Source organism: Nesterenkonia suensis (genome assembly GCF_054782935.1).
Genome location: NZ_BAAGRN010000001.1, coordinates 1,120,743 through 1,133,207, shown reverse-complemented (window position 1 = coordinate 1,133,207; position 12,465 = coordinate 1,120,743). Strand labels below are relative to the sequence as shown.

13 protein-coding genes are annotated in these 12,465 nt (G+C 65.3%); 7 read left to right on the top strand and 6 right to left on the bottom strand.

Features of this window, described 5'->3' with window-relative positions:
• Window positions 1-37 precede the first annotated feature (37 nt).
• Entirely contained in the window at window positions 38-1,033 is a 996-nt protein-coding gene (locus ACYVKI_RS04945; RefSeq protein WP_460689199.1) for a GTP pyrophosphokinase, read from the top strand.
• A gap of 199 nt (window positions 1,034-1,232) precedes the next feature.
• Window positions 1,233-2,423: a low temperature requirement protein A gene (locus ACYVKI_RS04940; RefSeq protein ID WP_460689198.1), complete on the top strand. Its 1,191-nt coding sequence runs from the start codon at window positions 1,233-1,235 to the stop codon at window positions 2,421-2,423.
• A gap of 169 nt (window positions 2,424-2,592) precedes the next feature.
• Here ACYVKI_RS04940 and thiD read toward each other — a convergent pair whose 3' ends face one another.
• Window positions 2,593-3,471, bottom strand: a complete 879-nt coding sequence (gene thiD / locus ACYVKI_RS04935) for a bifunctional hydroxymethylpyrimidine kinase/phosphomethylpyrimidine kinase (protein ID WP_460689197.1) — start codon at window positions 3,469-3,471, stop codon at window positions 2,593-2,595.
• Window positions 3,472-3,653: 182 nt separating this feature from the next.
• Window positions 3,654-4,895, bottom strand: coding sequence for a chromate efflux transporter (gene chrA, locus ACYVKI_RS04930; protein ID WP_460689196.1), 1,242 nt, complete (start codon window positions 4,893-4,895; stop codon window positions 3,654-3,656).
• Between the two features lie 266 nt (window positions 4,896-5,161).
• On the opposite strand from chrA, the gene ACYVKI_RS04925 reads away from it, so the two are divergent.
• From ACYVKI_RS04925 to ACYVKI_RS04905, 5 genes are all read left to right on the top strand, one after another.
• Window positions 5,162-5,614: a VanZ family protein gene (locus ACYVKI_RS04925; protein WP_460689195.1), complete on the top strand. Its 453-nt coding sequence runs from the start codon at window positions 5,162-5,164 to the stop codon at window positions 5,612-5,614.
• Between the two features lie 48 nt (window positions 5,615-5,662).
• Window positions 5,663-6,289: a hypothetical protein gene (locus ACYVKI_RS04920; RefSeq protein ID WP_460689194.1), complete on the top strand. Its 627-nt coding sequence runs from the start codon at window positions 5,663-5,665 to the stop codon at window positions 6,287-6,289.
• 134 nt (window positions 6,290-6,423) lie between these two features.
• A complete protein-coding gene (locus tag ACYVKI_RS04915) occupies window positions 6,424-7,602 on the top strand; it encodes an LLM class flavin-dependent oxidoreductase (protein ID WP_460689193.1) in 1,179 nt (392 codons plus the stop codon).
• A 2-nt stretch (window positions 7,603-7,604) separates the two neighbouring features.
• Window positions 7,605-8,060: a MarR family winged helix-turn-helix transcriptional regulator gene (locus ACYVKI_RS04910; RefSeq protein ID WP_460689192.1), complete on the top strand. Its 456-nt coding sequence runs from the start codon at window positions 7,605-7,607 to the stop codon at window positions 8,058-8,060.
• Window positions 8,057-8,776 carry a CE1759 family FMN reductase gene (locus ACYVKI_RS04905; RefSeq protein ID WP_460689191.1) on the top strand — a complete coding sequence of 240 codons (720 nt, stop codon included), beginning with the start codon at window positions 8,057-8,059 and terminating at the stop codon, window positions 8,774-8,776. The genes ACYVKI_RS04910 and ACYVKI_RS04905 overlap by 4 nt, the downstream gene beginning before the upstream one ends.
• A 26-nt stretch (window positions 8,777-8,802) precedes the next feature.
• On the opposite strand, the gene ACYVKI_RS04900 is transcribed toward ACYVKI_RS04905, so the two are convergent.
• The 4 genes from ACYVKI_RS04900 to ACYVKI_RS04885 all read right to left on the bottom strand — a co-directional run bounded on the left by ACYVKI_RS04900 (window position 8,803) and on the right by ACYVKI_RS04885 (window position 12,424).
• On the bottom strand, window positions 8,803-9,126 hold the full coding sequence (locus ACYVKI_RS04900) for a P-II family nitrogen regulator (RefSeq protein ID WP_460689190.1): 324 nt from the start codon (window positions 9,124-9,126) through the stop codon (window positions 8,803-8,805).
• Complete coding sequence (locus ACYVKI_RS04895; protein WP_460689189.1) at window positions 9,123-10,553, bottom strand: DUF1538 domain-containing protein; 1,431 nt, start codon at window positions 10,551-10,553, stop codon at window positions 9,123-9,125. Before ACYVKI_RS04895 ends, ACYVKI_RS04900 begins: the two co-directional genes overlap by 4 nt.
• A 136-nt stretch (window positions 10,554-10,689) precedes the next feature.
• Entirely contained in the window at window positions 10,690-11,034 is a 345-nt protein-coding gene (locus ACYVKI_RS04890) for a GNAT family N-acetyltransferase (protein WP_460689188.1), read from the bottom strand.
• Window positions 11,035-11,176: 142 nt separating this feature from the next.
• A complete protein-coding gene (locus ACYVKI_RS04885; RefSeq protein WP_460689187.1) occupies window positions 11,177-12,424 on the bottom strand; it encodes a glutaminase in 1,248 nt (415 codons plus the stop codon).
• Window positions 12,425-12,465 lie beyond the last annotated feature (41 nt).

The following is a 12,465-nucleotide window of genomic DNA, read 5'->3' as shown; positions in this document are numbered from 1 at the left end:
GCAGCTGTGCCCCGGGACGGACGACGAAGGAGAGACCATGTCCGCTGGCCAGTCCACTGAGGCCGACAGCCGTCTCCTGTCAGCCGATGGGCGAAGCCCCTCTCTGCGCGACCAGCATCCCCCGACCGGCAATGCCCTCGCACGGTCCGACGAGAGCCACGACGACGACACCTACCAGCAGCTGCTCAAGCAGCTGCACTCCAACGCCGGCAAGAATGGCACCACCGGTGTGGTGCCCCGGATGATCGACATCCGGCGGCAGCTGACCGAGTTCCAGCTGCACTACAAGTTCGGCATGGACGAGGTGCTCACCAAGATCAACGTGCTCCGCGAAGAGTTCGAGCACACCCGGGACTACTCCCCCATCGAGCATGTGAACTTCCGGCTGAAGTCGCTGGACCGGATCCTGGACAAAGTGGAGCGTTACGGCTGTGAACCGACCCTGGAAGGCATCCGGGGAGCCATCCGCGACATCGCCGGGATCCGCATCACCACCTCCTTCGTCTCCGATGCCTACTGGGTCGCCGAAATGCTGTGCAGCCAGCCAGACCTGCGCGTCGTGGAGGTCAAGGACTACATCCGCACGCCTAAGCAGAACGGCTACCAGAGCCTCCACGTGATCGTGCAGGTGCCCGTCTTCCTCTCGAACCGCACGGAGTTCGTCTTTGTGGAAGTCCAGATCCGAACCGTGGCCATGGACTTCTGGGCCTCGCTCGAGCACAAGATCTACTACACCTACTCCGGCGAGGTTCCGGACGACATCCACGAAGAACTGCGTGACGCCGCCGACAAGGCTGCAGCACTGGACCGACAGATGGCTGAGATCCGGGACCGGGTCACCGAACTGAAGGAGCAGGCACCCAGTTCGGGACAGGGTGCGACCGGACCCACCCCTGCGGCGGCGGACCGCCCCCGCACCGGCCCCTGGTTCCCGGACGAGGAGCTCGACGACGAGTTCCCCGGCGAGCACGCCTCCACGGCGGCCTGGAAATGGGAGGACATCGCCCAGCAGGCCTCGTCGCAGCAGAACTGAGCCTCACCCGAGCAGCGCCCGGGAAGCTTCCTCGACAGGCCGTCCGTCGGAGGCGCTGTCCTGCCCCGTGCAATGTCGTCGGTCTCCGTCGGACGACGCCATGCACGTATCACCAGCCCAGGCATCATCAACCTGGTCAGCGGGTCGATTCCCCCACCTGGCGGCATGTTCCGATGTGCTGTGACCTAGGATATGGTCCATGGCCTCCGCAGCGAGTTCCGTCACCGTGCTCCGCAGTTCTCATCCTGGAACCCACGGCGTGGGGGGCATGGAGCTCTTCTTCGATCTGGTCTACGTCTTCACGATCATCCAGCTTTCGCACTACCTGCTCTACGACCTCACTTGGAGCGGCGCGTTGGAGACGACGGTACTCTTCGCCGCTGTCTGGTGGGGATGGAACTACACAGCCTGGGCGATGAGCTGGCTGGATCCTCGGCACCTGGCTGTCCGCGTGCTGTTGGCCGTCCTCATGCTCGCGGCCCTGATCATGGCCGTAGCCATTCCTGAGGCGTTCACGGACCGTGCCCTGGTGTTCGCCCTCGCATATGTGGGCTTCCAACTGCTGCGCAGCATGTTCATGGTGGTCGCCTTCCGTGGCACCACGATGAGCCGCAACTACGTCCAACTGCTGACCTGGAGCGCCCTGGCCAGCGTTCTCTGGGTCGCGGGTGCGGTCGGCCCAGAGGACCTGCGACTGCCCCTGTGGGTCATGGCGGTCCTGGTTGACTACTCCGCCCCAGGGCTCCAGTTCTGGTTGCCGGGGCTGGGGACCGCTCGTCTGAGCACCTGGCCGGTGGACGAAGAGCACCTGGCTGAACGGAGTCGTTTGGTCTTCATCGTCGCCCTGGGAGAGTCGATCCTGGTCCTCGGCGGCACACTGATCGACGTCGACTGGACCCCGCTGGTGGTCACGGCCGCAGTCCTGGGCTTCTGCTCCATCGTCCTTCTGTGGTGGCTCTATTTCGCCACGCGTCATGGGAACGTCGATCATGCCGCCCCGGACTCGGCCATCGCGTCGGAGGTCGCCCGTGGCGCCTACACATACGCGCACGCGCTGATGGTCGCCGGCGCCATCGTCGTCGCGGTCTCCATCGAACTGGTGGTGTCCCGTCCCTGGGATACCGCGGGGTGGGAGGCCGCTCTGACGCTGGTAGGCGGCCCACTGCTCTACCTCGTCGGCAACGCCCTCTTCGTCCGCAGCCATACCGGTCGGCTATCACGCTCCCGGGTGATCGCCAGCACGGTGCTGATCGCGCTGCTGCCGGTGCTGGTCACACTGCCCACGATCATCGCATCCGCACTGGTGCTGTTCGTGATGTTGGGGCTTCTCGTGGCCACCGGTTCCGTCCGTCAGGCAACCTCGGCTGGGCAACCAGAATCTATGGGCTGAGGTGCCTCCGAGCACCCGCCGCTCCTCAGGCACCTTTGCTCGTCACACTATGGACCGCCGATGGCACAGGAGGATGATTCGATCATCGTTGGGGGCTCGACACTCCGAACGAGGTCGGGATCTTTCCTCGGGTTCCCGGGCCGAGTAGCCGGACCACACGTCCGGCGGTTCAGCGCCACAGCTGCGCGAAGTGCTGGATGGGCCCGTGGCCGCGGCCGACATCGAGCCGCTCCGTGTCCAGCAGCGCTGCTGTCATCCACTCCTTCACCACCGGTACCGCCTCGTCCCAGCTGAAACCCCGCGCCCGCAGCGCGGCGAGCGCCGAGGAGACCGAACAGCCAGTCCCGTGGGTGCTGGTGGTGCGGATGCGTCCGGAGACGTGCCGCCGCTCCCGCCGACTGGCGCCGTCAGCGCCGCACGGGTGGACCAGGATGTCCTCGACCTCATCGTTGTCGAAGTGCCCACCCTTGGCGAGCACCACAACATCATGGGCATCGGCGACGACGCGAGCCTGGCGGATCAGCGCTTCGCCGTGGGAGGCCGGCTGTTCTCCGGCCAGCAGGGCCAGCTCCGGGACGTTCGGCGTGATCAGGTCGGCCCGATGCAGGAAACCGATCAGCTCCTGCTCCGCTTCGGGCTGGAGCAGGCGATCTCCCGAAGTCGCGACCATCACGGGGTCCACCACCAGCCAGGGTCTGGAAGGCAGAGCGTCCCACCACGCGGCGACGGTCTCAATGACCTCCACCGCGCCGAGCATGCCGACTTTGACCGCGTCCAGGGCGACGTCGTCACTGACCGCCTCCAGCTGCGCCTGCAGAAAGGAGGCCGGCGGCAGGTGGATGTCTCGGACACCTTCGGTGTTCTGAGCGACCAGGGCGGTGACCACCGCCATCCCGTAGCCGCCGTGGGCGGCGAAGCTCTTCAGGTCGGCATGGATGCCCGCGCCCCCCGTCGGGTCGGTCCCGGCGATGGACAGGACGTTGGGGATCTCGCGCCGCTCCCCGGCGCAAGCGGGAGGGGCGGAGGTGGGCTGGGAGGAGGAGGTCATCAGGCATTCCTTCGCGCGCATGATCAGGATCAGGTTCAACGGGTGTGATCTCAGCCTGAGCCCCGCTCGGACATGCCGAGCTGATGGGGTCCAGACACCCCGTGCCGCTGATCGAGTCTAGTCGACGCGGCCGCGCATGACCGCTGCTGGTGGACCCAGGCGCGGAGCCTCCCTCCCGCGGCTCAGAGCACGACCCATCCCAACAGACCGGCGCCGATGACCACCGCCCAGGCCGGGACCTTCCAACTGTTCAGCGCGACGAAGGAGGCGACGGACACGGCCAGGGCGACGACCCCCACGTCGATCACTCCGCCGGTGAACACCGGGTCATAGAGCGCGGCCGCTAGGAGGCCGACCACCCCGGCGTTGACACCGGTCAATGCGCGCCGGGCCAAGGGTGCACCCCGCAGCGCCTCCCAGAACGGCAGGGCTCCGATGGTCAGCAGCGCAGCCGGCAGGAAGATCGCCGCCGTAGCGATCAGGGCCCCGGGAATTCCTCCAGGACCTTCTGTGGTGGAGGCGCCCAGGTAGCCGGCGAAGGTGAACAGAGGACCCGGCACAGCCTGTGCGGCGCCGTATCCGGCGAGGAAGACCTCCGAGTCCACCAGTCCGGGACCGACAGTCTCCGCCTCCAGCAGCGGCAGGACCACATGTCCGCCGCCGAAGACGAGAGACCCCGCACGATAGAAGAGGTCGATCAGCTGGGTCGCCCCAATCCATGCGACCGATCCGACGTTGGCCACCAGCAGCGGCAGCCCGATCAGCAGGGCGCCGAAGAGGACGAGAGCACCGGCGGCGACCTTCTTGGTGACGTTGACGGTGAAAGTGTCCTCCTCCCTGGCCTGCGGAGTCTCCGGACGCAGCCACAGCACACCGATCAGACCAGCGACGGCGATCGCCGCCACCTGCGCCACGGGCTGCGGGACCAGGATCACAGAGATCATCGCACCGGCGGCGATGCTCGCCCGGGGTGCGTCCGGGGTGAGCGTCTTCGCCATCCCGAGCACAGCATGGGCGACGACACCGACGGCGGCCGCCTTGAGGCCATGGATCCAGCCGGCGTCGGAGAGGTCCCCCACGGCGGCGACGCCAGAGGCGAAGGCCACCAGCAGCACCACAGAAGGCAGGGTGAAGGCGAACCAGGCCGCGCACATTCCGCCCCATCCGGCGCGCTGCAGTCCCAATGCCATGCCGACCTGGCTGGAGGCCGGCCCGGGGAGGAACTGGCAGAGGGCGACGAGGTCCGCATAGGCCTTCTCGCTCAGCCAACGACGCCGTTCCACGAACGCTTCACGGAAATAGGCGAGGTGCGCGACCGGGCCTCCGAATGAGGTCAGCCCGAGGCGCAGGAAGACGAGGAAGACCTCAAGGATGCTGCCGTCATGAGTCCGGGGCGTTCCTGCGGGATGTGAAGAGGTCCTCATAAGGGTCCATCCTGTCGTACTCAGGTGAACTGTCGACAAACTCCGCGGGCCCAGGTGCAGGACCTGGGCCGCAGGAACGGGGCCGCCCGGCGGGGCGGCTTACACCCCGTGCGATCCTGGAGACCGACGCTCAGGAGCCTATACTCACCTGGTCGAAGTCGTTCGTCGTCAGGCCCCGAGCACCGAGACGCACGGCCTCATCGGCGAACGGTTCGCGCGGATCCTGCGGAGCTCGTGGCCCGCATGCCGACGATAGGTTTGCCCCCATGGAGCAGCAGGTCATCCTCGGGGTGCTCGCCATGGGAGTCGGCTTGGCTGCAGCGGTCGCGCTGTTCGTGCCGTCCGTCGTGATCAGCTACCGCGTACGCGGCCGCCTCAGCCCGACGCGGCTGCTCGTCTGGTTCGCCGCACTGGTCTACTTCTGGGCCATCTGGTCCTATACGTTGCTGCCCCTGCCCCTGCCCCCGCCTGAGGCGATCACCTGTGCGGGGACCAATCCGGATGCTCTGATGTTCGTGGACGACGTCCGGGGCGCCCTGGGTCCGCCGCCCGCCATGCTCACCGACCCCGCGGTGCTCCAGCTCGCCCTGAACGTCCTGCTGTTCGTGCCGATGGGATTCTTTCTCCGGCTTCTGGCGGAGCGGGGAATCGTCACGGCCGCGGTGATGGGCCTCTGCGTCTGGGCATTCATCGAGACCACACAGCTCACCGGCGTCTGAGGGCTCTACCCGTGCGCCTACCAGGTCTTCGACGTCGATGATCTGTTGATGAACACGCTCGGAGCGATCATCGGATCACTCCTTGCGGTCCTCGTCCCCGGAAAGCTCCGTGGCGTCCGTGCCCACCCGCAGGCCGCCCTGCCACACGACGTGACACGGGCGCGACGCCTGCTGGCCATGGCCTGCGACGGCGTGGATCTTCTGCTCGTCGCGGCCACCGTGACGATCGTTCTGCGGGCCGGCCTGCTGTACGTCCTGGACGACCGCGAGACGGCCCTGGATGACGCTCCGACCACGGTCGGGCTGCTGACCGCCGCCGCTGTCTGGACGCTGCTCATCCTGAGCACCGGCAGATCGGTCGGTGACTTCGCCGTCCAGCTGCGCTACACGGGCTCCTACCTTCCCGAGCCGCTGGCCAGAGCGCTCCGCGCTGCCGCTGGTGTGGTGGGCTTCAGCCTGCTGATGGTGATGCCCGGCCCAGGGGCTGCCGTCCCGTGGGCGTTCGTCCTGGTGAGCATCATCGTCACGCTCACCACCGAGCATGGCAGGGGCCTCCCCGGAGTGGCCTCACAGCAGGACGTGGCAGACGCTCGCGTCCGCACCGACGGAGCCCGAGCCGTGCCATCGACTCGTCGGCTCGGAGGAACTCTCGTCCGACGGCAGTCACGCCGCTGATGTCCGGCCGGCAGGCCATTGCCACGTCGGCCCCGCCACCCCGGCTCACCGGACCACGCCATGGCGGGAATACGCGGCGCCGACCTCATGTTGTCGGATGCATACGCAATATATGCAAACGAAAGGATAGTGCCGTGCAGTTCGGACTCTTCTCCGTCAGCGACATCACCCGCGACCCCACGACCGGCTACACCCCCAGCGAAGCTGAGCGCATCACATCTGCCGTCGCCATCGCCGAGAAGGCGGAAGAGGTCGGGTTGGACGTGTTCGCCATCGGCGAGCACCACAACCCACCGTTCTTCTCCTCATCACCGGCGACCCTGCTCTCCCACATCGCGGCACGGACGAAGAATCTGATCCTGTCCACCGCGACCACACTCATCACCACCAATGATCCGGTGCGCATCGCCGAAGAGTACGCGATGCTTCAGCACCTGGCCGATGGCCGCATGGACCTGATGCTGGGCCGCGGCAACACCGCTCCTGTCTACCCATGGTTCGGTCAAGACATCCGCCAGTCCCTGCCCCTGGGACTGGAAAACTACAACCTGTTGCACGAGCTCTGGCACAACGACGTCGTCGATTGGGAAGGAAAGTTCCGCACCTCCCTCCAGGGGTTCACGTCCACCCCTCGACCGCTCGACGACGTCGCCCCGTTCGTCTGGCACGGCTCCATCCGAACCCCCGAGATCGCTGAGCAGGCCGCTTACTACGGTGACGGTTTCTTCGCCAACCACATCTTCTGGCCCAAGGAGCACTACATCCAACTCATCAATTTCTACCGCCAACGGTACGAGGCCCACGGTCATGGCACTCAGGAACAGGCCATCGTGGGACTGGGTGGCCAGGCGTTCATCGCCAAGAACTCCCAAGACGCCTTCAAGCAGTTCCGGCCCTACTTCAACGAGGCGCCGGTGTACGGCCACGGCCCCCGACTGGAGGACTTCGCTGAGCAGACCCCGCTCTCGGTGGGCTCTCCGCAGGAGGTCATCGACAAGACCCTGACCTTCCGTGAGCACTTCGGTGACTATCAGCGCCAGATGTGGCTCATCGATCACGCCGGCCTTCCCCTGGGGACGGTGCTGGACCAGATCGAGCTGTTGGGCTCTGAAGTGGTCCCGGTGCTGCGCCAGGAGCTTGCCGCCAAACGCTCCCCAGGCGTGCCGGAAGCCCCGACCCACGCCACCCGGGTGAAGGCCAAGTACGGCGACGCAGAGCCCCGTCAACCCCGCCCCAACGCCAACCGCGGCGACAACGTCACCGACGGTTCCCCTTACCAGGACACCGACGACTCTCTGGCTGGGGCACATTGAGCATGGCGAGCGCACAGGAAACCGCCCGGACACGCCGCGCGAATGATGCTTGGGAAGCACTACTGGGTGCCCATTCAGCACTGATGAAGCAGCTGACAGCCACGGATGTCTGGGACGAACTCTCCATCAAGGAGTATGACGTGCTCTACTCGTTGTCGAAATGTGAGACTCCGCAGCGACTGAGCGAGCTGCATCAGCACGTACTGCTCAGTCAGCCTGCACTGTCCCGCCTGGTGGACCGACTGGTCCTGCGGGGCCTCCTTGCCCGGCGACCTGACCCTGAGGATCGGAGAGCCACCAGGCTGTCCCTCACCGACGAAGGCAGGAAGGTCCAGAGGCGCGTCGGCCGCAGGCACGCCGCCGATGTCGCGAGTGCCATGCGCGCGCGCTTGGACCGCCACGAGATCGCGCAGTTGGAACGGCTGTGCCACAAACTCTCAGAAAGGACACATCCATGACCCCGGTGGAACAGGAACCAGTCGGCGACCACAACTCAGCGTCCCAAGGGGCCTCCGACGCCCTGCGCTTGGCGGTGGTCAGCGCCGGAGCAGGCGACCCGTCATCGACTCGGATGTTGGCCGATCGTACGGCCGCCGCCGTCTCGGAGTCGGCACGGGCCGAGGGGACCGCCATGCAGACGGACGTCATCGAGCTGCGGCACCTCGCTGAGGAGGTCATGGTCGCCATCACCTCGCAGTTCATCGGTGAACGGCTGCAACGCGCGATCGCCATCTTGAGGGACGCTGACGGGATCGTCGTCAGCACCCCGGTGTACAAGGCCGCACCCAGCGGCCTGTTCTCCAGCTTCTTTCAGGTCTTGGACAACGACCTGCTCATCGCCAAGCCCGTCGTCCTGGCAGCCACTGCCGGCACAGCCCGCCACGCGCTGGTCGTCGATGACCAGATGCGCCCGTTCTTCGCCTACCTCCGGACGATGACGACGCCGACCTCACTGTTCGCGTCCACCGAGGATTGGAATGACAGCGCTCTGTCTCCACGGATCGAGCGGGCGGGACGAGAGCTCTTCCTCCAGATGAGCATCGGCTTCGAGCGTCGGGTGCGGGAATCGTCCTGGGACAAGTACCAGCATTCCTTCGGCAGCGCGGGCGGAACGGAGACCGAGATCAGGCTCGACACCGACCTGATGCGGCTGGCCACAGGAGGAGCCGCCTGATCCGAAGGCACTGCCGAGTGAAACGCTCAGGACTCGTCACCGCCCAACTGCTGCAGTGAAATCTGCTCTACCGGCACCGCGAAGCAGATCCCATGAGAGTCCTCGCCGTCATAGATGATCTCGTCCAAGCAGGACATGATCGGCTTCACTTTGTCCTCCGGGAGAAGCATCACCAGCGCGGTCTGCGCACCGGCGAATCGCGCCCCAAAGAACGTCTTTCGAGACTCTCGTCCGACCCCGCGCGCCGACAGAGCGGTGACACCAGTGGCTCCGGCGTCCTCCACGAGGGAGATGGCCTTCTCTTCCTGGTCGTCGGGAATGATGACGAATACGGCCTTCTGGGACATCATGCCTCCTTCGAAGTGACAGGGATCGTCGGGCGCGAGACGGTACTCGCCGTGACTCGAATGATGACAGCGTAGCTGAGCACCGCAAGGACCGGTCCGACTGAGGCGAAAGCTATCAGGCCGAATCCGTCCATGAGCATGTCTCTGCCGGGCACCGCAGAAGCCAACCCGATGCCCAGAGCGGTGATGAGGGGAACAGTGATCTCGCTGGTGGTGACTCCGCCGAGATCGAATGCCAGTGGGACGTGTTCCTTCGGGGCAAGCATCAGCAGGATGATCGCCAGCAGGTACAGTCCGGCGATCAGCATGACGAACGGGGCCCCCGTCAAGATCCGAAGTACCCCGATCCCGATTCCTGCGGACACGCCACACGCCACGAGGATACGGAGCGTCCCCGCGCGCAACCGCTTCTCTGAGATCTCCTCGGCCTCGTCTGCGATGGCGATGAGTGCGGGTTCGGCCATGGTGGTGGCGAATCCGATCAGGACACCGAACGCGACGATGAGCAGTTGGACATCCGTGTCGATGAGCTGCTCGGCCATTCGACGACCCATCGGCAGCAGTCCGATCTCGAGACCGACGATGAACCCATAGAGCCCGAGAACGACCATGCCGAAGCCTACGGTCGCCTGAACAGGGTTACCCAGTCGGCGGCGCAGGACGACGAACTGAAAGACGAGCACCACGAGGATGACCGGAAGCACATCACGCACCACGGTCCCCAGACCCACCAGCAGTTCCACCCACCAGGCGCCCGAGTCCTGCGCTTCATCGGCTCTCACGGTGTCCGCCGCACCGAACTGGTAGACGAGAATCCCGTAGAGCTGCACGCTGATCATCGGAACCATGACGCACAGCGCCACGAGACCGAAGCCGTCCCGGAGTCTGCTGCGTCCGCTGATCGACGCGGCCATACCGATCCCGATGGCAGCGATGAGCGGCACGGTCACGATGTTGGTCGTGACCCCGCCCGAGTCATAGGCCAGACTCGCCACCTCCGGTGGTGCGGCGATGGTCAGGGCGATCACAGCGCCATAGCCGATCATCAGTATTCTGTGCAACGGCCACCCCAGGAACACTCGTAGGGCCCCGAGGACCATCACGGCTCCCACACTCAGCGCGATCACCACTCTCAGCACCAGGCTGTCCAGACGACCCTCGCTGACGAGTTCTGCCTGATCCGCAACAGAGATCAGTGCGGGCTCCGCAATGACGGCCGCCACGCCGATGGCGAAGCAGAAGGGAAGCAGCTTCCACAGCGAGGCAGACTTCACGAGCTTGTTCGTGATGGACTTCCCGACCGGAAACACGCTGCGCTCGAGCCCTTCGAGGAAGAAGGCGATCCCAGCGGCCACGATGAGAAGACCCACCACGATCGAGTACCAGCCGTCTGGAACCTGACGAAAGACGGCCGCCTGAAAGAGGGCCACCACGCAGAGAATGGGGACGAGGGCTCTCAGCGCGTGGACGAATCGTCGCACCAATGACCTTGCCAGCTTCACACGGATCCTTTCTGCGAGAGTGGCACACAGCGCGACGCGCATGCATGGACGTGCCCGTGCCCCATCAGGCTCGGGGGATCAGGCTCAGATGCGTCGGCGTAGTTGCTGTCCGGCCGACCGGGTGCTCAGGATGTGAGTCCAGCCAACGCTTCACATAGGGACAGACCGCAACCACACTCGTCGCAGCATCCGCCGAATCGTCCATGGCCTCCCCCACAAGCTTCGACGCCAGGCCCTGGCCTGAGAAGGACTCAGCGATCTCGGTGTGGTAAAAGATGCGCTCAGCGTCTCCGGGCAGGCCTGCTGTGACGAAGTAGGTGAAGCCCGCCGTCTTTCCCTCCACAGTGATCTCGAAACGGCCCCTCGAATCATCGCGGAAGACCCGGGGAGAGTCATCATTCGTGTTCATGCGTTCAGCTCCATATCGGCTAAGTTCATGGTCAAGCCGGTTCGGTACGGCGTCGGTGCCCCCACCACCACCACGATCGATAGTTCTGTTGGCAGACGGCGGAACGGCCCCGTGACCTCCTGGATGACCTGGCAGAAAAGGGCTACCGCCCTTCGACGAGGTTGGGGAAGGTCCTGTCTCCCATATCGGGTTCCGGCAGTCGGCTCTGAGGGTCATGCAGGTGAATGGAATGACCGTCGAGTCGGAGTCTGCGCATACCTTCCAGCAGCATCCGACGCCCGACATCCGTCACAGCATGGAGATTCGAGAGATCGAACAGGACGGGCGCTGAGCCCGCCGGTATCCCCTCCAGTCGGCTCAACAAGACTTCAGCGCCGGTGAAGCGCAACTCGTCCTGCAGTCGAATCGTCGCCCCGTCGGAGTCTTGGGTCCACCCGTGGATCACCGAGTCGGTGCGTACCTCAGATTCGAACAGGTGCATCCCCATGTCCGCCGAAAGGCGCGAGAAGGCTCGAATCCCACGAGTACTGTTGCCCTGGACGTCCAGTCGCGGAGAGAAGACCGCTGCACCGACCTGGCCAGGCAGGGCTCCGATCAGCCCGCCCGACACCCCGCTCTTCGCAGGAATGCCGACCGACGTCAGCCAGGATCCGGCACCGTCGTACATCCCTGCGGCGGCCATGACACTCAGGGTACGACGGGCGACCCATGGGCTGACAACCTGCTCTCCCGTCCTGGGCTGACGCCCCCTGTTGGCGAGGGTAGCCGCCATCATCGCGAGATCCTTCACGGTCACGGCGACAGAGCACTGCGCGGTGTATCCACGGACGACGTCATGCGGGTCCTCGGCCAAGACGTCATACGTCCGAAGCATATGCGCAATGGCGAGGTTCCGATGCGCCGTCTGCAGCTCCGAGTGGAAGACCTCCTCGTCGAGAGGCAGATCACGACCGGCAAGACGGGAAAGGAACCGAGTCACCGCAGCGGCGCGCTCAGAGTGGTCGCCCGACGCAGCGGTGAAGAGGCTGTGAACCGTGATGGCCCCTGCATTGATCATCGCATTCTTCGGCCGGTGGGTCCCGGTCTCAAGAGACAGTTCATTGAATGCCTCGCCGGAAGGCTCCACACCGACCTTCCCATCGACGGCATCGGCCCCCACCGCTTCGAGCGCCGCGGCATACACGAACGGCTTCGAAATCGATTGGATCGAGAACTCGACATCATCGTCACCGACCGAGTACGTGCTCCCATGGATTGTCGACAGGGCGACGGCACACCGGTCAGGCTCTGCATCAGCCAGCACCGGGATGTAGTCGGCCACGTGGCCACCTCGGTCGCACATGATGTCCTCCAGGAGTTCCTGGAGGTAATCCGGTACGGGGGTCTGCATTGTCTCGTGTCACCTCACATGGTGTGGTCGGTTCTCGTGCC